A 23,460-nucleotide genomic window follows, 5' to 3' on the forward strand; every position below is an offset into this window, starting at 1 on the left:
GGAGGACGACCCGGATGCCCGACCCCCTGGACGTACCCCGCGCGACGTCGCGGAAACGGTCCGACCGCATGCTCGCCGTCCTCGCGATGCTCGACGGAGGCGAACCGGTCACTCTCGCCGACCTCACAGGCTCGCTGGGCGTCTCGCCGGCGACGATCCGCCGCGACCTCGCCGACCTCGAGGAGCAGAGCCTGCTGGTGCGGACGCACGGCGGCGCCCGCGCGTTCGCGAGCACCACGCGCGCCGAGGTGCCCGTCCGGCTGCGCGACTCGCAGTTCCGCGAGGCCAAACGGCGCATCGCGCGACGCGCGGCCGAGCTGATCCCGCACGGCCCTTACAGCGTGGCGATCAGCGGGGGCACGACGACCGCGGAGGTCGCCAAGGTCCTCGCCAGCCGCCCCGACCTCGCGATCGTGACGAATGCGCTGACCACCGCGATGGAGATCGCGTCGCGCCCGAACCTCAAGGTCATCATGACCGGTGGGGTCGTGCGCTCGAACTCGTTCGAGGCCGTCGGCGTGATCGCCGAGAACACGTTCAACGCCATCAACGTCAGCACGGCGATCCTGGGGACCGACGGCATCAGCGCCGCAGGCGGTGCGACGACCCACGACGAGACCGAGGCCCGGACCAACAACGCCATGGTGTGCCACGCGCAACGGGTGGTCGTGGTCGCCGACGGCTCGAAGGTCGGGCGCGTCACGCTGGCCAAGATGGCGGACCTGTCCCAGGTGCACGTCCTCGTCACCGACGCGTCGGCCGACCCGGATGAGCTCGCGCGCATCGTCGCGGCGGGTGTCGAGGTGCTCATCGTCGACGCCTGAGGGGTCGTGCCGGTGACGCGCGCGTGATTCGCTGGACTCCCGCGCGGACCGGAAGGTGGGCAGGCTGCCATGACCGTCTCAGACGTACCGGACGAGCCCCTGGACGACGCAGGGCCCTACGACTACGACCTCGTGGTCCTCGGCTCAGGACCCGGCGGCCAGAAGGCCGCGATCGCCGCCGCGAAGCTCGGGCGCAAGGTCGCGATCATCGAGCGCCGGCACATGATGGGTGGCGTCTCGGTCAACACCGGCACCATCCCCAGCAAGACCCTGCGCGAAGCCGTCATGTACCTGACCGGGATGGCGCAGCGCGAGGTCTACGGTGCGAGCTACCGCGTGAAGTCCGACATCACGATGGACGACCTGTTCGCCCGCACGCACCACGTGATCGGACGCGAGATCGAGGTCATCCGCGCACAGCTCCTGCGCAACCACGTCGACGTCCTCAACGGCACCGGCTCGTTCGTGGACGCGCACACCCTCGCGGTCACCGAGGGCGGCTCGGCGCACCCGAGGACGATCACAGGCCGGTTCGTCGTCATCGCGACCGGCAGCACGCCGCACCGGCCGGACACCGTGCAGTTCGACGAGCGCCGCGTCCTCGACTCGGACGGGGTCCTGGCTCTCGAGAACGTGCCCACCTCGATCGTCGTGGTCGGCGCCGGCATCATCGGCATCGAGTACGCCTCGATGTTCGCGGCGCTGGGCTCACGCGTCACCGTCGTGGACAAGCGACCCGCGATGCTCGAGATGTGCGACCCCGAGGTCGCGGAGTCGCTCAAGTTCCACCTGCGGGACCTGTCGGTGTCGTTCCGGTTCGGGGAGGAGGTGGCCGGCGTCGACAGCAACACGCACGGAACCGTGACCCGGCTCGTCTCGGGCAAACGGATCGCGGCCGACGCCGTCATGTACTCCGCCGGCAGGCAGGGGCAGACGGACGCGCTGGACCTGGAGAAGGCGGGGCTGACGGCCGACTCGCGCGGGCGCATCACGGTCGACGCGCAGTACCGCACGGCCGTCGCCCACATCTTTGCCGTGGGCGACGTCATCGGGTTCCCGGCGCTCGCAGCGACCTCCATGGACCAGGGGCGCCTGGCCGCGTACCACGCGTTCGGGGAGCCGGCCCGCGAGCTGCAGTCCGTACAGCCGATCGGCATCTACACGATCCCCGAGATCTCCTACTGCGGCCGCACCGAGGAGGAGCTCACGACATCGGCCGTCCCGTACGAGGTGGGGATCGCGCGCTACCGAGAGCTCGCGCGTGGGCAGATCGTCGGCGACTCGTACGGGATGCTCAAGCTGCTCGTGCACACCGAGACCCGCGAGCTGCTGGGCGTGCACATCTTCGGGACGCTTGCCACGGACCTCGTGCACATCGGCCAGGCGATCATGGCGTGCGGCGGGACCGTGGACTACCTCGTCGACACGGTCCTCAACTACCCGACCTTGTCGGAGGCGTACAAGGTGGCCGCCCTGGACGCCACGAACAAGATCCGCCAGGTGGCCCGCTTCAGCGAGTGACGGCCGACCCCCGATCCGCCGCGAAAGCACGTCATCCGACTTCAGAGCCGGTGCCCAGGTGCCGATGTCCACTTCACGATGACTACGACTCCTCAGGGCTGGTACCGCGACCCGGCGGATCAGGCTCGCGTGCGATGGTTCGACGGCCAGGCATGGACGGCGAACAGCCAGCCCGCGCCCTCACCCGGTTCCGCACCGCTGCCGCCGCCGACCGCCGACGGGGGTGCCGTCGCCCCGACGCGTGCCGCCGTCGCCGCGCAGAGCGCCCGCACGGAGTCGGCGCCCACCGCCCCTGAGGCGCCGGCCGCGATGGTCATCCCCGAGCTCGTGCCGGACGACCCGGACGAGGACGAGGACGACTACGGCTACGGCTACGAGGAGCCGGCGGCCGCACCGGTCCCCGAGCCCGTCGCGCAGCCGGTGGCCGCGCACCAGCCCGCAGCAGCCGCGCAGCAGTACGACGCATCAGCTCAGCAGCAGCCGTACGGGCAGCCCGGGGCCGCGCCGCAGTACGGCCAGGCGTACGCCGCCGCGCCGGCCGCGCCCGGAGTGCCGCACCAGTTCAGCCCCGCTCCGTCGCCGCAGCCCGTCCCTGCGCAGGCGACGGCCCCCGAGCCGCAGCAGTACGGCTCCCAGTACGCGCCCGCCCCAGTGGCGCAGCAGGAGCTTCCGCCGTACGCAGCGCAACCGCATCCGGCTGCGCCCTACTCCCCGGGCTCACCCCCGCTCGTCGGGGCCTTCGGCATCCCGCCGACACAGTTCGCGCAGCAACCGGCGCAGCTCGCGCAGCAGGCACCGGTCGGTGCCGGTTGGCCCGGCGCGGCACAGCCGTGGGAGCAGCCGGCCAAGAAGAAGAGCCCGGCCGTCATCATCCTGATCGTGCTGGCCTCCGTCGTCGCGGGACTCGTCATTCTGGGGATCCTCGCTGCCATCGCGATTCCGGTGTTCCTGAACCAGCGCGGGAAGGCGCAGGTCGCGGAGCTCGGTCTGGACGCCGTGACGTGTGGGCAGGTTGCCGACGACGCCGTGCGGTTCTCGTCGACTCCGGAGGCTCAGAGCCTGGTACCGCTCGTCGCCATGACCGGGGCGAGCCTGTCCGAGGACAACCGCAAGGCCGTGCGGGTGCCTAGCGCAGGTACGGACCCAGCATTCGTCATGAGCTGCGTGGGAACAGGCACGACGACCGACGGCACCACGGGACCCGTCACGGCCGTCCTCTTCGTCAACTCCAGCAGCCAGGTGCTCGTCTCCTACGTCTGGGACGAGTGACCGGACTACCGATGAACGACGCTGAAGCCGGCTGGTACCCCGACCCGAAGGACCCCTCCGGGGTGCGGTGGTTCGACGGCCGGTTCTGGACGGAGCACCACGGCCCGACGCCGACGTGGCAGACCCCGCCGAGCACACCTGAGCCGGCGAGCAGCCGGCCTCGCGTCCTGGTCGCCGCCGGGATCACCGCAGGCGTCTTGGTGCTCGGCCTGCTGGTCGCCGCCGCCGTCCCCGTGTACCGCGAGGAGCACCAGCGCGCGCGGCTCTCGGCGCTGGCCGCGACGACGTGCGACGACGTTGCCGACGAGGCTGTCTCGCTGGCGCTCACCGAGAAGCAGCTCGAGCCGCTCGAGGCCGTCACCAGCGCGGCGGTCGCGCGGGACGGTCGCGACGACGTCCAGATCCCCGACCCGGGTGCCGAGGCGTTCGTGATGAGCTGCTCCGGCATCGGCACGCGGCTCGACGGCTCCTCCGCGCCGTTGACGATCGACCTCTACATCGACCACGAGCACACGCACCTGCTCTGGTACACCTGGGACGTCTGAGCCCAGACGGACGAGCCGGTCTCGAGCGCCGCAGCGGACTCGTCCCGCTGGCGCCGGGTGCGGTCACCCGGGTTGTGTCGTGCTCTCGTACAGGCCGATCTGGTTGCCCTCCGAGTCCTCGAACGACGCCCACCAGCTGGTCGGGGAGATCTCTGCCTTCTCCTGGATCGTCCGGCCACCGAGCTCCTGTGCCCGCGCGAGCGTGTCGTCGATCGAGTCCACCTCGACGTAGCTGCGAGGCACCAGCAGGTTGCCCTCGCGGGGCCCGATCCCACCACCGCTGATGCCGTTCGGGGCCCTCCACATCGGATACCCCTCGAAGCCGGGCGACTCCGCGATGTCCCATCCGAACAGCTGCGAGTAGAACGCCGTAGCCCTCGCGATGTCGTCTGCCGGGATGTCGATGTGCGTGATGTCGCCGTGCGCCATGGCCTCGCTCCTCGCTCTCCTGGCGGGCCCTTCCGGGGTTGGCGGGCCCGGGAACCCGACAAGGCTAGGTCCGGGACGGCGGTCGATGACAGATCTCCTGACCCCGTCGATGGCCTTCCGCAAGCGCGATTCGGCGCACTCGCCGACCTCCGGTATCCTCAGTCGGCCGGGAGGATTCGCCTAGTGGCCTATGGCGCACGCTTGGAAAGCGTGTTGGGTGAAAGCCCTCGGGGGTTCGAATCCCCCATCCTCCGCCGGTTGAAGGGCCCGTCACCTGCTGGTGGCGGGCCCTTCGTCTTCCGCACGGCCGTTGCCCGTGTCGTAGCAGCGGAGGTCCGGAAAAGCTCCGTGATGGTCGAACGCTTTGCCGAGCAGATGCCGCGGCGCCTCCCAGACGGCGTTCTGATGACGTCCTCCCGTGCGGACTTTCACCCTTACGGGTGACCCCAATTCGGGCATAGTGGACATGAGAGCTCGAGCGGGGGGCCGTGACGGCGCGCTCTCTCGAGCGGGTCGGCACCGTCGGCTCGGGCAGCAGATGCTGCGTCGTGTCTGGGCAGGTCCGGGGGGATCTCCAGGTCGTGGCGCACATCGCCGACCCCTCATCCGAACCGCTTTGGAGGTCTCCGTGCGCGTCCCGGCCATCATTTCCTGTCTTGCGCTCGCGAGCGCAGCCGTCCTCGTCGCAGCTCCTGCGACCGCGGCACCGGTCCAGCCCACGTGCGGCTCGACGCTCACCGAGGACACGGCGCTCCAGGCCGACCTCACCTGCGCGGGCCCCGGCTTGATCCTCGGTATCGGGGTCGACCTCGACCTGAACGGCCACACGCTGCGCGGCACGGCCGGCGGCGTGGGCCTAGCCGTCCTGGGCCAGGGCACGGAGTCGATCACGAACGGCACCGTCACCGGGTGGGACACCGCGGTCCGCACGGTGGTCGTCTTCGAGGGCCCGGGGGTGGGTCCGCTCCTGGTGGACCGCGTGCGGTTCCGCAACAACGGCACGGGGATCGACGGGACAGGCGACGGAGGCGTCGGCGCCAAGGACATGACGATCTCGAACTCGACGTTCACCAACCACAGTCGGGTCGCGGTGAGCGCGGAGCTCATCAGGGTCGACGTCGACCACACGAACTTCTCCGACAACACCGTCGGCTACTGGGGCGACACCGGTTCGCTGGCAACCGTCACCGACTCCCGGTTCGTGCGCGACGCCCGGGCCGTCATCGTCACCGAGGCGAGTGCGACGATCGAGCGGTCCTCGTTCGTGGACAACCCGAAGGCTGTGGTCGGCGGCGGCGTGGTCAGCAGCATCGTGATCACGGACAGCCGGCTCGTCGGTTCTGACGTGGCGGTGAACGGGACCGGCGCGGTGTCGACCATCACGGGGTCGACTTTCGTGTCCAACTCGACCGCGGTGCAGGTCGGCCAGTTCGGGGGCACGATCAGCTCGAACACCTTCCGCGCGAACCAGACCACGGTCGCCCTCGCCGAGGAGCTGGGGACCGGTGTGGCCGTGCAGGACAACACGTTCCGCCTCAACGGTGATGGCCTCCACCTGGAGACCGCAGGTGCGCTCCTGAGCGTCGGCGGCAACAACGCCCGGAACAACACGGGCTGGGGCATCAACGTCCCGGGCGCCACCGACCTGGGCGGCAACACCGCGAAGCACAACGGGAACCAGCCGCAGTGTGTCGGGGTGGTCTGCTCCTGACACACCCACGGTGAGACCACCGGGCCCTCCGAAGGATCTCCGGCGATCGGGATCCTTCGGGGGGCTCGACCGTGAATTACGTACGGGCATCGTCTGGGTCGTCATCGGCTGCGGAGGACGCATGACCCTTCCAGGTCGACGTACGCTCGTTGACCGTGGCCACCTTCTCTTCCGTGACAAGACACAACGTCCTCCAGGCGATCGCCGAGTACGACGAGCGCGGCGGTGAGGAGTTCCTCGACCTGTACGGATTCGCGCCGTCGCGTGGCTACACGCTCGTGCACGAGGGCCGCAGCTACGACTCGAAGGCCGTCCTGGGTGTGGCTCACCGGTACGCCACAGGCAGGCTCGCGACGCCCGACGAGTTCCACGGCGGGATGCAGGGTGCCGTCTCGATCCTGCGCAAGCGGGGCTTCGAGGTGACGGAGCCCGCGGGCGCGACCCGCCCCACGCCCGTGCGGGCCACCCGGACGCGTACACCCGTCGCGCGCGCCACCCCGGTGCGAGAGGCCGAGCCGGCGACCTGCCCGACGTGCTTCATGACGTTGCCTGCAACCGGCATCTGCGACCAGTGCGGCTGACCTTTACGTCCCGAGCCACCGCATCGCGCCCCGCGCGGCCAGCACGCCCGTGCTGAACGACGCCTGCAGCAGGTAGCCGCCGGTGGGCGCCTCCCAGTCGAGCATCTCGCCCGCGACGAAGGTGCCCGGCAGCCGCCGCAGCATCAGCGAGTCATCGACCTCCGACCAGGCGATCCCACCCGCCGTCGAGATCGCCCGAGCGATCGGCATCGACCCGGTCACCCGCACCGGCACCGCCTTGACCAGCGCGGCCATGGCGGCAGGGTCGCTCGGCAGCGCGCCGCTCTCCCGCACCAGGGAGATCCCGACCGGGTCGAGTGCGATCGAGCGGCGCAGCCAGTTCGAGCCGGAGTCCTTGGGCCGGCGACGCTCCAATCGCTCGGTCAGCTGCGCACCCGACAGTGACGGTCGCAGGTCGACCTCGAGGTCGCAGTGGCCCTCGTCGTCGAGCGCCTCGCGGATCGCGGCGCCGAGCGCGTAGACCGGGCCGCCCTCCAGACCGGTCCGGGTCACCATCGCGTCACCGGTCACGCGATGTCCACGGACCGTCAGGCGCACGTGCTTGAGCGGCGAGCCCTCGAAGCGGTCCGCGAACGTCGCCGTCCACCCGACGCGCACCCCGACGTTCGCCGCTCTCAGAGGTGCCACCGCGACACCGCGGGCGGCGAACGGCTCGACCCACCCGCCGTCCGCACCGAGTCGCGGCCACGACGCCCCACCGAGCGCGAACACGGTGGCGTCGCTCTCCACCTCGACGCTCCGGCCGTCGGCCGCCGCGAACAGCAGCCCGCGGTCCGTCCACCCCGCCCAACGCTGCCGACGCTGGACGACGACCCCCAGCTCGCTCAGCCGAGCCAACCACGCGCGGACCAACGGGGTCGCCCTGAAGGACTGCGGGAACACGCGTCCGCTGGACCCGACGAACGTCGGCTCGCCCAGCCCGGCGCACCACTGGCGCAGGTCGTCCGGTCCGAACACGTCGAGCATCGGCGCGAGCCGGTCAGCCGATGTGCCGTACCGGGCCAGGAACGGCTCGCGGCCTTCGGAGTGCGTGATGTTCAGCCCGCCGTGCCCGGCCAGCAGGAACTTGCGGGCGGGGGACGGCATCCGGTCGTACAGCGTCACGGCCACGTCCGCGCGGGCGAGCACTTCCGCCGCCATCAGCCCGGCCGGCCCGCCACCGACCACGACCGCCGTGCTCATCGACCCGGCCGGCCGGCCTCGACGCTACGCATCGGCCGAACGTACCCGACGCCTGATGCACCCGGGCGCGACGTCAGCCGTGCGGACGGTGGCCTATCGCGATCACGTGCCGACGCTCGAACGGCACCGCGTCACCGGCGCGCAGGCCGTGCAGCTCGGCCGGGTCGCTGTTGAGCGTCCCGACGAGCTGGTCGCCCCCGCTCGTCACGGTCACCCACATGCGCTCCGCGATACCGGTGCTCGGCTCGAAGACGAGCTTCACCAGGTCACCCACCTGGACCGAGGCTTTCGCTTCCTCGCTCGGGACACGGAACGTCTCGGGCGCCAGGCGGTGCCGCTCGACACCGTCGGCCAGCGTCCACTGCGTACGTCGGCGGAACACGTCACACCCCCCGCTCGATCGGCAGCCGACCGGACGCGACGGCTCGCACCAACGAGGCGTGGTCGGCCTCGGTCTGCTCGGCGTACGCGAGGGCGAACCGCGCCATCGCGACGTCAAGCTTGTCGGAGCGGCCGACGTAGCCGGCGATCATCGATGCGCCGCTGGTCCGAGCGTGGCCCTTGGCCAGCAACCGGCCGACGATCGCCGCGTAGTCCGCGAGCGCCGCGGCGTCGATCGCGTCGAGCGCAACCGTCCCCTTCATGTTGCGGAACTGCCGCACGTAGAACTGGAGCCCACCAACCGTGGTCCACCCGAGCAACGGGTCGCTGACGGTCTGCAGCGCCTGCTGGTACTCGACGACGCGCTGCCCCTGGTGCGCGTGCCAGGCGCTGTCACCGTGCACGTGCTGGGCGAGCACGGACCGCCGGGCCTGCTTGAGCTGGAGGAAGACGACGTCGTCGGGGCTGGAGCCTTCCAGCAGGGCGATGTAGGCGCGCAGGCCGACCGATCCCACACCGACGACCTTGTTGGCGACGTCGACGAGCGTGTACCCGCCGAGTGCGCGGCGCCAGTGCGGTGCGAGCGTGGTCAGGTAGTCGTCCAGCCCCTGGGCCACGTCCGACGCCTCGACGTCCGACAGGCGCGTCAGGAGCGGGGGCTGCTCGACGATCCGGCGGGGGCCGTCCTGCGCCGCAGTCGTGAACTTCGGCAGCGCACGGTCGCTCGTGCGGGTGCGTGCACGCTTGACGGCCCGGTCGATCTCGGCGGCGAGCGTGCCGTTGGACGCCCGCTCGTGGATGCGGTCGACGTCCAGCCGCTCGAAGGAGCGGGCCAGCAGCGGCTGGTCGGCGAGGTGCCGGATCTCGTCGCGGTATGCCGCACTGCACGCGGCGGCCGCCGACTCGCACGCGTGCTCACCGGCACCGTTCTGCCGACCCGCCACCCAGATGCTCGCGACGAGGCGTCGCAGGTCCCACTCCCAGGCACCGGGGTGCGCCTCGTCGAAGTCGTTCAGGTCGATGACCAGGTCCCGCTCGGGCGATGCGTAGAACCCGAAGTTGCCCAGGTGCGCGTCACCGCAGACCACGGGCGTGATGCCGGTCGCAGGCAGGGCCGCCAGGTCGTTGGCCATGACGACCGCGGAGCCGCGGAGGAACCCGTACGGTGACGCAGCCATGCGCCCCACACGGATCGGGACCAGCCAGTCGAGGCGCCCTTGGTGGCTCTCCTCGATCTGGGCGACCGGGTCGCGGCTGGCAGCGGACCACTCGCCGAGCACCGAGCGGGGCACCGAGTCGCGCAGGGCGCGGCCCGTCGCGTACCGCTCTTCACGGGTCGCGGGCCTACGCCGCAACGACGCGTAGTCGCTGCTGTCCGCGCTGTGCAGGACAACGTGACCGCTCGCCGATGTCGCCATGCCTGCCTCCTCGACCCCGCGCAGCCGTCCTCGTCGCACGGTAACGCTCATCGCGTGGAGCGCGCGTGCCCGAGCACGTCGCGCACGGCCGAGCAGCGCATCGACCCGTCAGTGCGGGGCCGCAGCGGTGATCCGGTGTCGAAGGTCGGTGAGCCCGGTTCCCGGAAAGAGCTGCGCCGGGTAGATGACGAAGGCCCTCCCCTGACGGGTCTGAAGGAACACGAAGTCGGCCCGGACCGCCATCTGCCGGAACGCCGAGTAGTTCGTCGCCCCGGTCGACCCCGGGCCCTCGACCCACAGCGCCGTGGTTCCCAGCGCCGCCCGGTACGTCGTACCCACCGGAACCTGTGCCGTCGACGCGCGCAGAAGGCGGCGGTAGGCGTACGCGAAGGCACCGGCAACCCCCGCGACCATGACCGCCGCCCACACCGGTGCCATCTCATGGTTCGCGCGCGACGCCAGCGCCACCGTGACCACGACGACGAGCGCCATGCCGGCGAGACGCTCCGGGCGCAGAACGACCGTCCGGAAGAACGCCCGGGCCCGTCGCCGGACGAAGTCGCCGTCTGTCGTGTAGCTCGTCGTCGGCCCCTGCGGCGACGGCACGGCGGCCGACCCGACGGTGGTCGGCGACGTGATCGGGGTCGCCGCCTGGATGCGGGCCTGCAGCTCGTAGAGCGCGTGGTCGGGGAACACACCGCGGGGCAGGACGGACCAGCGCTTGGTGCTCCGGTCCCTGGTGAGCACCACGTGGCGTTCCACCCTCATCCCCGACAGGAGGCCGTACCGGAGCTCGACGTTGCCGGAGGGCGTCTCGGCGAGCAACGTGTCCGGGCCGAGGGCCACGCGGTACGTCGCACCGGCGGCCAGCACCGAGCGCACCCGGGCGTTCACGGCCACGTAGACCGCGACCGCGAGTGCCGCCAGGATCACCGGGCCGACGAAGTCCGCCTCGGGCGAGACGAGCGCGAGCGCCGTCAGCAGCAGGGATATCACCACGAGCGCGATAACCAGTGGCCGACGAAGCAAGATCCGGAGGTTCGCGTGGACGACGTGGCGCGGGTAGGCGCGGTCGGCGGTCCAGGAGTGCCAGACGAGCTGTTCCGAGACCGGTTGTTCCACGGCGCCGAGCGTAGGGGCGCGCATCGGCACGTGCGACGGCCTCCGCACGCGTTCAGCCGGATGCGCGAGACAAGGTGACGGCTCCATGCTGCTCCGGTGCGTGAACGGCCGGACCGCCGCTCACCCCGCCAGCGCCAGCACGGTATCGATGGTGTCGGCCTCGGCTGCATTCTTGTCGTCGCGGTAGCGCAGCACGCGCGCGAACCGCAGGGCGACCCCGCCGGGATACCGGGTCGAGCGCTGTAGCCCGTCGAACGCGATCTCGACCACCTGCTCGGGTCGGACGGTCACGACCCAGCCGTTGTCATCGGTCTTCAGCTCCGTGAACCGCTCCGTCTGCCACGCCAGCATCTCGTCGGTCATGCCCTTGAACGTCTTGCCCAGCATGACGAACCCGCCGGCGGGGTCGCGGGCGCCGAGGTGGATGTTGGACAGGAACCCGCGGCGACGCCCGGAACCCCACTCGACCGCCAGCACGACGAGGTCCAGGGTGTGCCGCGGCTTGACCTTGACCCACCCGGCTCCGCGCCGGCCCGCCTCGTACGGTGCGGTCGAGGACTTGACGACGACGCCCTCCTGCCCGGCGGCGACGACGGACGTGAACCGCTGCGCTGCCTCGTCCGACGACGATGTCACGAGCCGCTGCACCGCCCACGAACCGGCGACGGCGTCCAGCGCTGCCAGGCGCGTCAGCAGAGGGGCGTCGAGCAGGTCGGTGCCGTCCACGTGCAGGCAGTCGAAGAAGAACGGAGTCAGGACCACCTCGGTGGGCGCGGACGCGGACCGGGATGCTGTCTCCTGGAAGGGACGCGGACGGCCGTCCGGCCCGACCGCCAGCGCCTCGCCGTCGAGCACCAGCTCCTCTGCCGGCAGACTGCGCACGATCGCGACGATCTCGGGTACGCGCCCGGTGATGTCGTCGAGCGACCGCGTGAAGACGCCGACCTCGTCGCCACGCTTGTGCACCTGGATCCGGATCCCGTCGAGCTTGGTGTCGACGACCACCGGCGGCTCCAGCGCGGCGAACGCGTGTGCGACGTCGGGCGCCGACTGGGCGAGCATCGGCCGCACGGGCCGTCCGACGACCAGCCCGAACGCGGCGAGCGCATCGGCCGGGGACGACGCCGTGAGCGCCGCGATCGCCACAGGCTCGGTCGCGCCCGCGAACATGGCGGCCCGGCGCACTGCGTCGGCTGGTACCCCGGCGGCCTCCGCCACGGCGTCGAGCAGCAGCGCGTCCAGCGACCCCTGACGCAGCTCGCCGGTCACGAGTCCGCGCAGCATCGCCTGCTCCCGCTCGGTCGCGGCGGCGAAGAGGTCGTTCGCCAAGGTGCCACGCGCCGTTGCGGATCCCGGGCCGGAAAGCACAGCCATGGCCTCGAACGCGTCGTCGACCCCCTGGACGGTCAACGAGGCCTCGGCAGACGGTTCCGGCAGGCTGGCGAGCGACCGCCACCCCAGCCCGGTGCGTCGCTGCCGCAGCTCGCCACCCAGGTAGCGCGAGACCACCGGCACGTCGGAGGCCGGCGTCCGCCGGAGCAGGTCCGCAAGAAGCGCACGCTTGGCCAGCCGCGACCGGGTGGCGGACACTGCGGCGGACGTCGTGGCGAGCTCGACGAACAGCATCCCCGCATCCTGCCGCGGATCACCCACAGCTAGGACGAGGACGCCGCGCGAGCCGGGCCCGAAACCGCCCGCCACGCGCTCGGTGACGACCCGAAGTGGCGCTTGAACGCCCGGCTGAACGCCTCCTCCGACTCGTAGCCGGCCCGGTGGGCGACCGCGAGCACGGCCAGGTCCGTCGTCGACAGCAGGTCCTGCGCGACGTGCATCCGCCACTGGGTGAGGTACCGGATGGGCGAGCGCCCGAGCACCTCCCGGAAGCGCGTGTCGAGCTGGGAGCGGGACACCAGCGCCACCGCGGCCAGGTCGTCGACGGTCCACCTCTGCGCTGGTCGGGCGTGGATGGCCGCGAGGGCGGGAGCGAGCACGGGATCGCGCAGCGCGGCCGCCCAGCCGCGGTCGACCGCGGGTGCGGAGGCAAGGTGCAGCCGAAGGACCTCCACCAGCAGGAGCTCCGGAAGCCTCGTCGCCACGCCCGACGACCCTGCCGAGGTCTGGGTGAGCGCGTACTCGATGTTCGCGCGTACCCACTGCGCCCCGGCGCCCGGTGGTGGGGTCACGACGAACACCGCCGGGAGCGCCTGCAGCGCCGGGTCGAACAGCGGGTCGCGGCTGTGCAGGTAACCGCAGACGACGTCGGTCTGCGACCCGTCGACCCCGTGCCGCAGCACCGGCATGCTCGGCCACGGTGGTGGGGGCATGAAGGCCGCGATCGGCACGACCTCTGCGTCGGTCAGCCCGCCCATCTGGTGCTGGTCGCCGTACGGCAGGACGATCACGTCCCCCGCCCGCGCCCAGTGCCGGGGACCTCCGTCGACCGCCACCCAGCAGGTCCCGGCCGCGACGACGTGGAACAGGATGACGCGGTCGCTGCCCGGTCGCAGCAGGTTCGCGGTGACGGGTCCGGACATCGACTCGTACGTCCACGGCTCGCGGTACTCGGCCCGCAGGAACACGGCACCCTCGAGCCGGAGCAGCTCCAGCGAGGTGCGCAACGTGGTGTCCGGATCAGGTGCTCCGGGTACCTGGTCATGGTCTGCGGTGGTGCTCCGCACGAGGCTGATCGTGTCACACAACGATCGGAGCAAGGAGTACGAGATGGCACTGTTCATGGACGTCCACACCATCGACGGACCTGTCGGCATGGAGGACGTGGAGAAGGCTCACGCGGCAGACCTGCAGACACAGGGCCCGTACGACGTGCGCTACCTGAAGTACTGGGTCGACGAGGGTCAGGGCAAGATCTTCTGCCTCGTCGACGCCCCCGACGCCGAGTCGGCGGCGACCGTCCACCGCGAGGCGCACGGCCTCGTGGCCGACGAGATCTACCGGGTCGACGAGGGCGCCTGAGCCCAGCCGTCGGGCCTGTCGCACCTTGACGTCGATAGACCGGTCTGTCTACTGTCTCCTTGAAGTAGACAGACCGGTCTACTCATATCCACGTCGAGGCGACCATGACACAGACGGTCCAGCTCAGCGCGCCGGCCACCAAGGCGTCCGGCCTCTCCCGAGGCGCCGGCATCGCGGTGATCTCCGCGGTGTTCATCACGTTCCTGGCGGCATCGAGCGCGCCGACGCCCCTCTACGCGATCTACCAGGCCGAATGGGGTTTCTCAGCCGTCACCACGACGGTCGTCTTCGGCACCTACGCCGTCGCCGTGCTCCTGGCGCTGCTCACGCTCGGCAGGCTGTCCGACCACCTCGGCCGACGCCCGGTCGTGCTCGCCGCGATCGCGGTCCAGGTGATCGCGATGGTCCTGTTCGCCACGGCGGACGGCGTCCCCGCGCTGCTCGTCGCGCGCATCGTGCAGGGCCTGGCCACGGGCGCCGCGGTGGCGGCAGGCGGTGCGTGGATGCTGGACCTCGACCGCGCCAAGGGCACGCTCGCCAACGCGGGTGCGCCCGGCTTCGGTACCGCGTTCGGCGCGCTCATCGCCTCGGTCGTCGTCGCGACCCTCCCGTCTCCCAAGCACCTGATCTTCGTGGCGCTGATCGCGGCCCTCGCCACCCAGGCTGTCGCCGTCGCGCGCATCCCGGAGACCGCGCCGCGCGCACCCGGCGCCCTGGCCAGCACGCGCCCGCACGTCGCCCTCCCCCGCCACGTGCGGCGGTCCGCAGCCGTCGCACTGCCCGTCATGTTCGCGGTGTGGGCGCTGGCCGGGTTCTACGGGTCCCTCGGGCCCGCGGTCATCGGCACCCTCGTCGGCTCGACCTCCGTGGCGTTCGCGGGACTCGGGCTGTTCGTCCTCGCCACGGTCGGTGCGTCGTCGGTCCTGCTCCTGCGCAACCAGCCCGCCCGACGCGTCATGCTCCTCGGCATCCTCTCGCTGGTCGCCGGCGTCGCCGTGGTGCTCGTCGCTCTGCAGGCACAGTCGCCCGTGCTGTTCTTCGCCGGGACCGCCGTGGCCGGGATCGGGTTCGGGGCCGGCTTCCAGGGCGGGATACGGCTCGTCATCCCCCAGGCGCTGCCCGACGAGCGCGCCGGCGTCCTGTCGCTGCTGTACGTCGTGTCCTACCTCGGGCTCGGCGTCCCTGCCGTCCTGGCCGGGGTGCTCGTCGTGCACTCGGGAGACCTGCTCGCGACCGCGACGGACTACGGGTTCTTCGTCATCGGGCTCGCCCTCGTCGCGCTCGTCGGGCTTCTCCTGTCGCGGCGTACGCTGGACAGGTCTGTCTAGGAAGGTGGGGGGATCACGATGGTGACCGCGACCGCGCGGCAGCGGCTGCTCGAGGCCGCCGACGACCTGTTCTACCGGGTCGGGGTGCAGACCGTGGGCATCGACCGGGTCATCGAGCAGGCCGGGGTGGCCAAGGCGTCGCTGTACAACACCTTCGGCTCCAAGGAGGCCCTCGTCGAGGCGTACCTCGACGGGCGCCGCGAGAGGCTCACCGCCCAGATCATGCGGCACGTCTCGGCCCAGGAGGACCCTCGCGCCCGGATCCTGGCGGTCTTCGAGGCCCTCGCGGAGATCGTCCGCGAGCCGGGCTACCGGGGGTGCGCGTTCGCGCTGGCCTCCGCCGAGGCGCCGTCCGACGGACGCGTGATCCATGCCGCTGCCGGCTACCGCGCGTGGGTCCGCACCCTGCTCACGGACCTGACGTCCACCCTCGACGTCGCCGACCCCCAGCTCGTCGCGCGCCAGCTCCACCTGCTCTACGACGGCACCAGCCAGGCCGTCCGGATGGACCGGAACCTCGCCGCAGCCGACGAGGCTCGCGTGGTGGCGTCGCTCCTGCTCGACGCGTCCGTCGCCTGACCCGGTCAGTCCGCGAGCGCGTCGAACCCTCCGTCGACGTACAGCCAGCGCCCGTCCTCACGCACGAACCGGCTCGTCTCATGCAGCCGCCCACGCTTGCCGATCGCCGTGCCGTCGTCGACCCGGTAGTGCGCGACGAACTCGACGGTCCCGGACTCGTCCCACGGGCCACCCGCGTCCGTCGCGACGATGTCGAGGTGGCGCCAGATCATCTCCTCGTCCAGAAGGAGCTCGTCGGGCCGGGTGCTGGGGTGCCAGCTGGCGAGCAGGTAGTCCCGGTCGCGCGTCGCGAACCCGGTGTAGCGCGAGCGCATCAATGCCTCGGCGGTGGGTGCGCGGCCCCCGTCGAGCAGGTAGCGGCCGCAACAGTCGACGAACCTGTCACCCGAGCCGCACGGGCACCTGTCGTGCTCCGCATCCATCGTCAGCTCCTTGCACAGTGGGCTCCGGGGGCGCGAACCTCCAAGGTTCGCCACAGCGTCCTCCGCGCCCTGTTTCACGATCGAGACAGTGTGCACGTTCCGGTCAGGCACATATTGCCGTACGGTTGTGCCTGTAGTCGCAGTGAATCGCTTGTCAGAAAGCCGCGGGAGACCCGGCAGAACGTTCTCGAGGATCACCTCGGAGCAGGACGACGAACACCGCTACCACCGGTCCCAGCTTGCTGGGGTTGTCCATACCGCACGTGAGAGAAGAGAGCATCATGCCTGTTGGCACCGTGAAGTGGTTCAACGCCGAGAAGGGCTTCGGCTTCATTGCCCCCGAGGACGGCGGACCCGACGTCTTCGCGCACTACTCGGCCATTACGACGAGCGGCTACCGCACGCTCGAGGAGAACCAGAAGGTTCAGTTCGAGGTCACGCAGGGCCCGAAGGGCCCGCAGGCGTCGAACATCACGCCCGTCTGAGCTGAATAGCTCATAGCACGAGACCCCGGCCGACTAGTCGGCCGGGGTCTCGTCGCATCCTCGGCCAGTGCGCCCGACGATGTGGCTCGACACGCATGTCTGCGCACCACGCACGACGTAAGGACGGACCATATGAGCTCTTCGACAGCTCTCCCGACGCGGCCGCGAGACCGCGCCGTCAGTGATTTCACCGAGCTCACCCGGACCGTGCAGGCCGCCGGCCTGATGAAGCGCCGGCCCGCGCACTACGCCGTGCGCCTCTCGGCCGCAGTTCTGGCCGTCCTGGGCCTCGTCGCGACGATCATCCTGGTCGGTGACTCCTGGTGGCAGATTGCCGTGGCGGCCGCCGCCGGCATCATCCTCACCCAGATCGCGTTCCTGGGCCACGACGCAGCGCACCGGCAGATCTTCGCCGACGGACGCGCCAACAACTGGACCTCGCTCGTGCTCGCCGACCTGTTCGTCGGCTTGAGCCATGGCTGGTGGCAGCGCAAGCACACCCGCCACCACGCCAACCCGAACAAGGTCGACGTCGACCCCGACATCGACCTCAAGTTCCTCTCGTTCACGCCCGACCAGGCGGACGCCAAGACCGGTCGGTGGCAGGTCTGGTTCCTGAACCACCAGGGCTGGTTCTTCTTCCCGATGCTGTTCCTCGAGGGCGTCGCCCTGCACGTCTCGGCGATCCAGCGTCTGTCGCAGCGGGAGAAGCTGGACCACCGCGCCGCCGAGATCGTCATGATGACGATCCGGCTCGGCGGCGGGCTCGCGCTCGTGCTCCTGACCATGTCCTGGCCGATCGCGCTCGTCTTCCTGGCGGTCCAGATGGGCATCTTCGGGTTCTACATGGGTGCCTCGTTCGCCCCGAACCACAAGGGCATGCCCCTGATCCCCAAGGACTCGCGCCTCGACTTCCTGCGCCGCCAGGTGCTGACGAGCCGCAACATCGGTGGCGGCCGCTGGGTCGACGTGCTGATGGGTGGTCTCAACCACCAGGTCGAGCACCACCTGTTCCCGTCGATGCCGCGCCCCTCCCTGCGCCGCGCCAAGCCGATCGTGCAGGCGTACTGCAAGGAGCACAACATCCCGTACAAGCAGGTGTCGCTGACCCAGTCGTACGCGATCATCGTGAAGTACCTGAACACCGTGGGCGTCCACGACCGCGACCCGTTCAACTGCCCGATCACGGCCGTCTACCGCGCCTGACGCACCGCCCACCGAACGTCCCGAAGTCCCCGCCGCCCATGGGCCGCGGGGACTTCGTCGTGTCGGAGCAGCCGCACGTGGCCGCGCGTATCTCCCGGTCCCACACCGACTCCTTCCTGACGACGTCGCTCACGACGTCACGCACTGCGAGGGGGAAGACCATGGCACTGAGCGAGACCGCGATCAGCATCATCGGGCGGCACCACGCGGAGATCTTCGATCTGTACGGCAACCCGTTCGGCCCGTACGGCCACGTGCACGTGGCCGCCCACCAGCACGCCGCACTCAACCCGCAGCCTCTGCCGCCCGCCCTGCGGTCCGGCATCGCCGCCGCGTTCGAGCTCGTCGAGGTGGCCCGCTTCCAGCACCTCGTGCGCGGACAGGTGTCGATCGAGGTGTCGGACTACTGCGGCAACGAGGTGCACCCGCCGATCCCGGTCCCACCAGGCGGCGGACCGCAGCCCGACCCGTGGGCCGACTACCACCTCGGCCTCGCCTTTGCGCTCGAGCTCACGGCGCACGCCTGGGAGCACACCGAGCTCGCCGACAGCGTCGAGAAGGTCCACGCCGTCGCGCTCGAGGAGGCCACGAGGCGGTTCGCGCAGGGGTGATCGTGGACGACCGTCGCGCTGGTGCGGTCCGCTCCCCTTAGACTCCCCCAGTGATCTTCAAGGCGGTGGGCGAGGGCAGGCCCTACCCGGACCATGGGCTCACCACGGCCAAGCAGTGGGCTGAGGTGGCACCGCGCCAGGTCCGGCTCGACGAGCTGACCACGACCAAGCGCACGCTGGACCTTGATGCACTGCTCGCGGAGGACTCCACGTTCTACGGCGACATGTTCGCTCACGTGGTCCAGTACCGCGGCGTCATGTACCTCGAGGACGGCTTGCACCGTGCCGTGCGCGCCGCGCTGCACCAGCGGCCGGTCCTGCACGCGCGCGTCCTCGTGCTGCCGCGCGACGCGACCCCGGTGGCCCCGTGAGTGAGATCGAGCGCAACCGGCAGCTTCGTCGACGGCACATGCACGAGCGGCAGGCCGTGGTGTTCGGCGTGCTGCTCGCAGGCCTCGCACTCGTGGGGCTCGGCGCGGCGGCCGTCTACACCGGCAACCTCGACCTTCCCGGCCTGGATCGTGCGATCGCGCAGGCACCCTCACCCACCGAGATCGTGCAGCCGTACCCGTGCCCGCCGGCCGGCGCGCTGCCCGTGCCCTACGCAGCCGTCACGGTCAACGTGAACAACGCGACCACGCGAGTCGGCCTCGCCGGCGCGACCGCCGAGGCGCTCAAGCAGCGCGGGTTCACCATCGGCACCACGTCCACCGTCGACGGGTACGACGGCGTCGCGCGCATCTCGTTCGGCAAGAACGGGGTCGCCCAGGCCTACACGCTCCTGGCGCAGTTCGACGGCGCGACGATGCTGGCGCTCGGCGGCGAAGACCCCACCGTCAACGTCGCCCTCGGCGCGCAGTTCGTGGAGCTCAAGCCGCTCGACGCCGTCACGCTCGACCCCGCCGTGCCTCTCGTGGCGCCGGCGGGCTGCATGCCCTACGAAGAGTTCGCGTCCACGGCGCAGACGCCGGCTCCTGCGCCGGCAGGCTGACCTTCGGTTCGGCCTTCGACGCACAGGCTCGCGGACTAACGTGGCCGCATCTGACGGCCCCGCACGGGTCACGTCCTGGGAGGTCCCGCTGCGCTCGGTGATGCAGTCCAAGCCCGCCGTGTGGGTCGCGTTCGGCCTCGTGCACGGGTGGCTGGCGTTCGTCGGCCTGGTGATGATCCCTGCGCGGGCGTTCTGGGACCTCGAGCTCTACCGCTACTGGATGTGGCTCGGCCTGCACGAGGGCCAGTGGCCGGTGCTCACGGGCGACTGGGTGTACCCGGCCGGCGCCATCGTGCCGATGCTCGCGGCTGCACCGGGTGGTACCGGCGGCGGCTCGCAGTACGCGACCGTGTGGGCGCTCATGGTGACCGTGCTCGACGCCGTCGCCATCGCGTTCCTCCTGCGCGCGCCACGTCCTGACAGGCCCCGCAGCGGCGGGACGACGACCGGGGCGTGGTGGTGGCTGGCGTTCCTGCTCCTGCTCGGCCCGATCGCCATGGGGCGCCTCGACGGTGTCGTGGCACCGGTGGTCGTCGTCGCACTTGCGATCGCGCTCGACCACCCGCGCATCGCGTCATCGCTGCTCACCGCGGCTGCGTGGGTCAAGGTCGCCCCCGGCACGCTACTGCTGTCGATGTTCTTCGCCGTGCGGCGTCCGTGGCGCAGCGTCGTGGTCCCCGGCGCCCTCGTCTCGGCCGTCATCATCGGTGCCGTCGCGCTCGGCGGCGGACTCTCGCACGTCGCCTCGTTCCTCACCGAGCAGGACAAGCGCGGCGTCCAGATCGAGTCGCCCGGCGCGACGCCGTGGATCATCGCCGGGCTGTTCACGTCGTCCGTCCGACCGTTCCTGAACGAGCCGATCGTGACCTGGGAGATCGTCGGGCCGGGCACGCAGGCGGCCGCCGACGTCCTCGGCATCCTCCAGCCGGTGACCCTCGGGCTCGCCGTGCTGCTGCTCTGGTGGCGACGCGAACGGATCGGGGCGGCCCTGTGGTCGGGCGGACTGGCACGGACCGAGCTGCTCATCCGTGGCGCCATGCTCATCACGCTCGTCCTGCTCGTCTTCAACAAGGTGGGCTCACCGCAGTACATGACGTGGCTCGCGCCGCCGGTCGCCGTCGCGCTCGCCCTGCGCCTGCCCGGGTGGAAGGCCACGGCCTGGATCACCCTCGGCGTCGCAGGCGCGACTCAGCTGGTGTTCCCCTGGCAGTACAACGAGGTCATCCAGCAAGGCCCCGGCATCACGCTCGTGCTCGCGGCTCGGAACGTCGCGCTCGTCGCCCTCCTCGTGCACACGGTCGTGGTGCTCGTCCGGGCACCGCGGGAGGACCCGTCGCTCGAGGCCCCGGCCAGGTCGCTCGCTGCGGCCTAGAGCTGGCTGGCCACCTCGGAGGCCACGAAGGCCAGGTGGTCCAGGTCGTGCAGGTCCAGCACCTGCAGGTAGATGCGGCTGACACCGAGCTCACCGAACGAGCCGATCCGGTCGACGATCGCCGAGGGAGTGCCCGCGAAGCCGGTCGCGCGAAGCTCCTGGACGTCCCGCCCGATCGCCGCGGCCCGACGCTCCACCTCGGCGTCGTCGCGACCAGCGCACACCACGTTGGCGACGGACATCGTGAGGCTCTCGGGCGCCCGACCGGCGGCCTCGCACGCCGCGTGCAGGACCTTGACCCGCGCCTCGACCTCGTGCGGCGCCGGGAAGTTCAGGTTGAACTCGGAGGCGTACCTGGCGGCCAGCGCGGGGGTCTTCGTCGCGCCGCTGCCGCCGATGATCACCGGGATGGTGCCGACCGGCTTGGGCAACGCGGGCGAGTCGGTCAGGTCGTAGTGCTCACCGTGGAAGGTGTACGGGCCGGACGCCTTCCAGAGTCCCGTGATGACCTCGAGCTGCTCCGCGAAGAGGCCGAACCGCTTCTCCGGGAACGGGATCCCGTACGCGGCGTGCTCCCGCTCGAACCAGCCCGCCCCGAGACCGAGCTCGACACGGCCGCCCGACATCTGGTCGACCTGCGCGACCTGGATGGCCAGGATCCCCGGGTGCCGGAAGGTCGCCGACGAGACGAGCGTGCCGAGCTTGATCCGGCTCGTCTCGCGCGCAAGGCCCGCCAGGGTCGTCCAGGAGTCCGTGGGACCGGGCAGTCCGTCGCCCGCACCCATGCGCACGTAGTGGTCGGAGCGGAAGAAGGCGTCGAAGCCCAGCTCCTCGGTGGCTCTGGCGACGGCGAGCTGGTCGTCGTAGGAGGCGCCCTGCTGGGGCTCGATGAAGATGCGGAGATCCATGTGTCCAACCCTCACACATCAGCGCGCACCGTTCAGGTCCACGCACTGCCCGGACGTTCGCTCGCTCTGCAGGGGTGGGACGTGCGACGGTGGTTCTCGTGACCGCTCGCACCTCGGCCTTCGACCCGCTGGCAATCGCCGACTGGCGCCGCCGCGTCGCGCAGATGTACGCCGAGGTCCGCCGCATCGCCACCTCGGACCCGGAGACAGCCCACGGGGTGTGGGTCCAGCAGCGCGACGAGCTCTTCGCCACGCACCCCGCGTCGCCGCTCGACGCCGTGGGGTCGGCGGTGTTCGAGGGGCTGGACGTCGCCCGGTACGACGCGGCGTACCGGTTCGAGGCGGTCATCGAGCCCGCGGGCGAGCAGCGGATGGAGGTCGCGACCGCGACCGACGGTGTCGTCCCGTTCGAGCGCATCGGGACCGTGCAGCTCGGCACGCTCGGCTCGTTGGCCGTGTGGTCCCTCAAGACGTATGCGGGAGGTCTGTTCCTGCCGGTGCGAGACGCGCTGGCCGGCACGAGGACCTACGGCGGGGGGCGGTACGTGCTGGACACCGTCAAGGGCGCGGACCACGGCATGGTCGGCGACCGCCTCGTCGTCGACCTGAACTTCGCGTACAACCCGTCCTGCGCGTACAACCCCGCATGGACCTGCCCCCTGGCCACGCGCGCCAACACCCTGCCCGTCGAGGTCCCGGTGGGCGAGCTCGCGTTCGCTGCGGACCACCCCGAGACGTGACCGGGTCCGCGCTCACCTCCATGTGGGCGTGGGACAACCCGGTGCTCCCGGCACTCGACGCACGGGGTCGCGCCTACCAGCCGGCCTCCATGTCGTCGTTGGTCCGGTTCTGCGCGGCGCGCGAGCTCAGCCGGGTATTCATCGCCGCGCCCTGGGCGGCCGACGAGGGACCGGTCGGCTCGTGGTTCAGCGCCGCCTGCTCGGCACTGCGTGACACGTCCGTGCAGGTCCACCCGCTCGGCGGCGACCCCGGTTGGCTCGATCGTCCGTCCCTGGCCGTGACGTGGGCGCTCGCGGCCGCGCGGTCAGCGGGTCCCCCGCCTGACGGCTCGGACCTGATCGTGCAGCTCGACGTCGAGCCGTGGACCACACCGGCCTGGACGTCGGACCGGGCGCTCGTGCTCGACCGGTGGATCGCTGTCCTGTCCCTCGTGCGGGCATCGACGGCCATAGGCGTCGACGTGCCGTGGTGGCTGGCGCACGAGCCGTACCGCGACGGGACCGTCCTCGACGCGGTGCTGCCCCTCGCTACCCGGGTGGCCGTCGTCGCGTTCTCCGACCACGCCCGCGGCCCCTCGGGGATCGTGTCGCTGGCCGGACCCGCGGTCGCCGCAGCGTCAGCCACCGGCCTGCCGTTCACGGTCGGCGTGGAGACCGACACGGCCGACGTCGCAGGGGGCCCGCAGTACACCTTCTGCTCGGCCGGCCCGGCAGCACTCGAGGAGGAGGCCGCGTGGGTCCGAGACGCCTTCGGGAACCTCCCCGGGTACGAGGGTGTGACCGTCGAGCACCACCGCGCCTGGCGCCGGCTGCTCGCGCTGGATGAGACCGGCTGACGCGT

At 71.1% G+C, this 23,460-nt stretch carries 26 protein-coding genes and 1 tRNA gene; 18 read left to right on the forward strand and 9 right to left on the reverse strand.

Going from position 1 to position 23,460, the window contains the following annotated elements:
* The first annotated feature begins 14 nt into the window (after positions 1-14).
* From N553_RS0103585 to N553_RS0103600, 4 genes are all read left to right on the forward strand, one after another.
* Positions 15-824: a DeoR/GlpR family DNA-binding transcription regulator gene (locus tag N553_RS0103585; protein ID WP_028045397.1), complete on the forward strand. Its 810-nt coding sequence runs from the start codon at positions 15-17 to the stop codon at positions 822-824.
* Positions 825-893: 69 nt separating this feature from the next.
* Positions 894-2,345, forward strand: coding sequence for a Si-specific NAD(P)(+) transhydrogenase (gene sthA / locus N553_RS0103590; protein ID WP_051639794.1), 1,452 nt, complete (start codon positions 894-896; stop codon positions 2,343-2,345).
* Positions 2,346-2,423: 78 nt separating this feature from the next.
* Positions 2,424-3,614 carry a DUF2510 domain-containing protein gene (locus N553_RS0103595; protein WP_081844337.1) on the forward strand — a complete coding sequence of 397 codons (1,191 nt, stop codon included), beginning with the start codon at positions 2,424-2,426 and terminating at the stop codon, positions 3,612-3,614.
* An 11-nt stretch (positions 3,615-3,625) separates the two neighbouring features.
* A complete protein-coding gene (locus N553_RS0103600) occupies positions 3,626-4,159 on the forward strand; it encodes a DUF2510 domain-containing protein (protein ID WP_028045400.1) in 534 nt (177 codons plus the stop codon).
* Positions 4,160-4,222: 63 nt separating this feature from the next.
* Here N553_RS0103600 and N553_RS0103605 read toward each other — a convergent pair whose 3' ends face one another.
* Positions 4,223-4,588 carry a VOC family protein gene (locus tag N553_RS0103605; RefSeq protein ID WP_028045401.1) on the reverse strand — a complete coding sequence of 122 codons (366 nt, stop codon included), beginning with the start codon at positions 4,586-4,588 and terminating at the stop codon, positions 4,223-4,225.
* Between the two features lie 169 nt (positions 4,589-4,757).
* Here N553_RS0103605 and N553_RS0103610 point away from each other — a divergent pair.
* The 3 genes from N553_RS0103610 (at position 4,758) to N553_RS0103620 (ending at position 6,880) form a co-directional block, all read left to right on the forward strand.
* A tRNA-Ser gene (locus N553_RS0103610) sits at positions 4,758-4,842 on the forward strand.
* 374 nt (positions 4,843-5,216) lie between these two features.
* Positions 5,217-6,299 (forward strand): right-handed parallel beta-helix repeat-containing protein, encoded by a 1,083-nt coding sequence (locus N553_RS0103615; RefSeq protein ID WP_156043680.1) that lies wholly within the window; start codon positions 5,217-5,219, stop codon positions 6,297-6,299.
* Positions 6,300-6,454: 155 nt separating this feature from the next.
* Positions 6,455-6,880: a hypothetical protein gene (locus tag N553_RS0103620; RefSeq protein ID WP_028045403.1), complete on the forward strand. Its 426-nt coding sequence runs from the start codon at positions 6,455-6,457 to the stop codon at positions 6,878-6,880.
* A gap of 3 nt (positions 6,881-6,883) precedes the next feature.
* Here the strand turns inward: N553_RS0103620 and N553_RS0103625 are convergent, their stop codons facing one another.
* The 6 genes from N553_RS0103625 to N553_RS0103650 form a co-directional block, all read right to left on the reverse strand.
* The gene (locus tag N553_RS0103625; RefSeq protein ID WP_028045404.1) at positions 6,884-8,083 is read right to left on the reverse strand and encodes a TIGR03862 family flavoprotein; all 1,200 of its coding nucleotides are present in this window, start codon (positions 8,081-8,083) and stop codon (positions 6,884-6,886) included.
* A 73-nt stretch (positions 8,084-8,156) separates the two neighbouring features.
* Positions 8,157-8,465, reverse strand: a complete 309-nt coding sequence (locus tag N553_RS20900) for a DUF2314 domain-containing protein (RefSeq protein WP_051639795.1) — start codon at positions 8,463-8,465, stop codon at positions 8,157-8,159.
* A 1-nt stretch (position 8,466) separates the two neighbouring features.
* Positions 8,467-9,882, reverse strand: a complete 1,416-nt coding sequence (locus N553_RS0103635; RefSeq protein ID WP_028045405.1) for a DUF2252 domain-containing protein — start codon at positions 9,880-9,882, stop codon at positions 8,467-8,469.
* Between the two features lie 108 nt (positions 9,883-9,990).
* Positions 9,991-11,004, reverse strand: a complete 1,014-nt coding sequence (locus N553_RS0103640; RefSeq protein ID WP_034620573.1) for a hypothetical protein — start codon at positions 11,002-11,004, stop codon at positions 9,991-9,993.
* Positions 11,005-11,124: 120 nt separating this feature from the next.
* Positions 11,125-12,630, reverse strand: a complete 1,506-nt coding sequence (locus tag N553_RS0103645; protein WP_028045407.1) for an ATP-dependent DNA ligase — start codon at positions 12,628-12,630, stop codon at positions 11,125-11,127.
* Between the two features lie 29 nt (positions 12,631-12,659).
* Positions 12,660-13,682 (reverse strand): AraC family transcriptional regulator, encoded by a 1,023-nt coding sequence (locus N553_RS0103650; RefSeq protein WP_197029895.1) that lies wholly within the window; start codon positions 13,680-13,682, stop codon positions 12,660-12,662.
* Between the two features lie 43 nt (positions 13,683-13,725).
* Between N553_RS0103650 and N553_RS0103655 the strand changes: the two genes are divergently transcribed.
* The 3 genes from N553_RS0103655 (at position 13,726) to N553_RS0103665 (ending at position 15,884) form a co-directional block, all read left to right on the forward strand.
* On the forward strand, positions 13,726-13,977 hold the full coding sequence (locus N553_RS0103655) for a DUF4242 domain-containing protein (protein WP_028045409.1): 252 nt from the start codon (positions 13,726-13,728) through the stop codon (positions 13,975-13,977).
* 104 nt (positions 13,978-14,081) lie between these two features.
* Positions 14,082-15,305 (forward strand): MFS transporter, encoded by a 1,224-nt coding sequence (locus N553_RS0103660; RefSeq protein WP_051639796.1) that lies wholly within the window; start codon positions 14,082-14,084, stop codon positions 15,303-15,305.
* Positions 15,306-15,323: 18 nt separating this feature from the next.
* Complete coding sequence (locus N553_RS0103665; protein ID WP_034620575.1) at positions 15,324-15,884, forward strand: TetR/AcrR family transcriptional regulator; 561 nt, start codon at positions 15,324-15,326, stop codon at positions 15,882-15,884.
* A 5-nt stretch (positions 15,885-15,889) separates the two neighbouring features.
* Here the strand turns inward: N553_RS0103665 and N553_RS0103670 are convergent, their stop codons facing one another.
* Positions 15,890-16,306 (reverse strand): YchJ family protein, encoded by a 417-nt coding sequence (locus tag N553_RS0103670; protein WP_028045412.1) that lies wholly within the window; start codon positions 16,304-16,306, stop codon positions 15,890-15,892.
* Positions 16,307-16,587: 281 nt separating this feature from the next.
* On the opposite strand from N553_RS0103670, the gene N553_RS0103675 reads away from it, so the two are divergent.
* The 6 genes from N553_RS0103675 to N553_RS0103700 all read left to right on the forward strand — a co-directional run bounded on the left by N553_RS0103675 (position 16,588) and on the right by N553_RS0103700 (position 20,971).
* Complete coding sequence (locus tag N553_RS0103675; protein WP_028045413.1) at positions 16,588-16,791, forward strand: cold-shock protein; 204 nt, start codon at positions 16,588-16,590, stop codon at positions 16,789-16,791.
* Positions 16,792-16,923: 132 nt separating this feature from the next.
* Positions 16,924-17,997: an acyl-CoA desaturase gene (locus N553_RS0103680; RefSeq protein ID WP_028045414.1), complete on the forward strand. Its 1,074-nt coding sequence runs from the start codon at positions 16,924-16,926 to the stop codon at positions 17,995-17,997.
* Between the two features lie 161 nt (positions 17,998-18,158).
* Complete coding sequence (locus N553_RS0103685) at positions 18,159-18,608, forward strand: hypothetical protein (RefSeq protein ID WP_156043681.1); 450 nt, start codon at positions 18,159-18,161, stop codon at positions 18,606-18,608.
* A gap of 50 nt (positions 18,609-18,658) precedes the next feature.
* On the forward strand, positions 18,659-18,979 hold the full coding sequence (locus N553_RS0103690; RefSeq protein ID WP_028045416.1) for a type II toxin-antitoxin system VapB family antitoxin: 321 nt from the start codon (positions 18,659-18,661) through the stop codon (positions 18,977-18,979).
* Entirely contained in the window at positions 18,976-19,599 is a 624-nt protein-coding gene (locus tag N553_RS0103695; protein WP_028045417.1) for a LytR C-terminal domain-containing protein, read from the forward strand. Before N553_RS0103690 ends, N553_RS0103695 begins: the two co-directional genes overlap by 4 nt.
* A 40-nt stretch (positions 19,600-19,639) precedes the next feature.
* The gene (locus N553_RS0103700) at positions 19,640-20,971 is read left to right on the forward strand and encodes a glycosyltransferase 87 family protein (RefSeq protein WP_231505153.1); all 1,332 of its coding nucleotides are present in this window, start codon (positions 19,640-19,642) and stop codon (positions 20,969-20,971) included.
* On the opposite strand, the gene N553_RS0103705 is transcribed toward N553_RS0103700, so the two are convergent.
* Entirely contained in the window at positions 20,968-21,879 is a 912-nt protein-coding gene (locus N553_RS0103705; RefSeq protein ID WP_028045419.1) for an LLM class F420-dependent oxidoreductase, read from the reverse strand. The genes N553_RS0103700 and N553_RS0103705 overlap by 4 nt on opposite strands.
* 164 nt (positions 21,880-22,043) lie before the next feature.
* On the opposite strand from N553_RS0103705, the gene N553_RS0103710 reads away from it, so the two are divergent.
* Both N553_RS0103710 and N553_RS0103715 read left to right on the forward strand, forming a co-directional pair.
* Positions 22,044-22,619 carry a DUF1684 domain-containing protein gene (locus N553_RS0103710; protein WP_081844459.1) on the forward strand — a complete coding sequence of 192 codons (576 nt, stop codon included), beginning with the start codon at positions 22,044-22,046 and terminating at the stop codon, positions 22,617-22,619.
* Positions 22,616-23,455: a hypothetical protein gene (locus N553_RS0103715; protein WP_028045421.1), complete on the forward strand. Its 840-nt coding sequence runs from the start codon at positions 22,616-22,618 to the stop codon at positions 23,453-23,455. Before N553_RS0103710 ends, N553_RS0103715 begins: the two co-directional genes overlap by 4 nt.
* The last annotated feature ends 5 nt before the right edge of the window (positions 23,456-23,460 follow it).

This window comes from Cellulomonas sp. URHE0023, from assembly GCF_000688475.1.
Taxonomy (GTDB): Bacteria; Actinomycetota; Actinomycetes; order Actinomycetales; family Cellulomonadaceae; genus Cellulomonas.

Bases quoted from the DNA above. Each gene is read 5' to 3' on its own strand.
- N553_RS0103585 (WP_028045397.1), top strand. From the start codon at position 15: ATGCCCGACCCCCTGGACGTACCCCGCGCGACGTCGCGGAAACGGTCC.
- N553_RS0103605 (WP_028045401.1), bottom strand. From the start codon at position 4,588: ATGGCGCACGGCGACATCACGCACATCGACATCCCGGCAGACGACATC.
- N553_RS0103665 (WP_034620575.1), top strand. From the start codon at position 15,324: ATGGTGACCGCGACCGCGCGGCAGCGGCTGCTCGAGGCCGCCGACGAC.
- N553_RS0103595 (WP_081844337.1), top strand. From the start codon at position 2,424: ATGACTACGACTCCTCAGGGCTGGTACCGCGACCCGGCGGATCAGGCT.
- N553_RS0103675 (WP_028045413.1), top strand. From the start codon at position 16,588: ATGCCTGTTGGCACCGTGAAGTGGTTCAACGCCGAGAAGGGCTTCGGC.
- N553_RS0103705 (WP_028045419.1), bottom strand. From the start codon at position 21,879: ATGGATCTCCGCATCTTCATCGAGCCCCAGCAGGGCGCCTCCTACGAC.
- N553_RS0103660 (WP_051639796.1), top strand. From the start codon at position 14,082: ATGACACAGACGGTCCAGCTCAGCGCGCCGGCCACCAAGGCGTCCGGC.
- N553_RS0103600 (WP_028045400.1), top strand. From the start codon at position 3,626: ATGAACGACGCTGAAGCCGGCTGGTACCCCGACCCGAAGGACCCCTCC.
- N553_RS0103670 (WP_028045412.1), bottom strand. From the start codon at position 16,306: ATGGATGCGGAGCACGACAGGTGCCCGTGCGGCTCGGGTGACAGGTTC.
- N553_RS0103680 (WP_028045414.1), top strand. From the start codon at position 16,924: ATGAGCTCTTCGACAGCTCTCCCGACGCGGCCGCGAGACCGCGCCGTC.
- N553_RS0103625 (WP_028045404.1), bottom strand. From the start codon at position 8,083: ATGAGCACGGCGGTCGTGGTCGGTGGCGGGCCGGCCGGGCTGATGGCG.
- N553_RS0103655 (WP_028045409.1), top strand. From the start codon at position 13,726: ATGGCACTGTTCATGGACGTCCACACCATCGACGGACCTGTCGGCATG.
- sthA (WP_051639794.1), top strand. From the start codon at position 894: ATGACCGTCTCAGACGTACCGGACGAGCCCCTGGACGACGCAGGGCCC.
- N553_RS0103710 (WP_081844459.1), top strand. From the start codon at position 22,044: ATGTACGCCGAGGTCCGCCGCATCGCCACCTCGGACCCGGAGACAGCC.
- N553_RS0103685 (WP_156043681.1), top strand. From the start codon at position 18,159: ATGGCACTGAGCGAGACCGCGATCAGCATCATCGGGCGGCACCACGCG.
- N553_RS0103635 (WP_028045405.1), bottom strand. From the start codon at position 9,882: ATGGCGACATCGGCGAGCGGTCACGTTGTCCTGCACAGCGCGGACAGC.
- N553_RS0103645 (WP_028045407.1), bottom strand. From the start codon at position 12,630: ATGCTGTTCGTCGAGCTCGCCACGACGTCCGCCGCAGTGTCCGCCACC.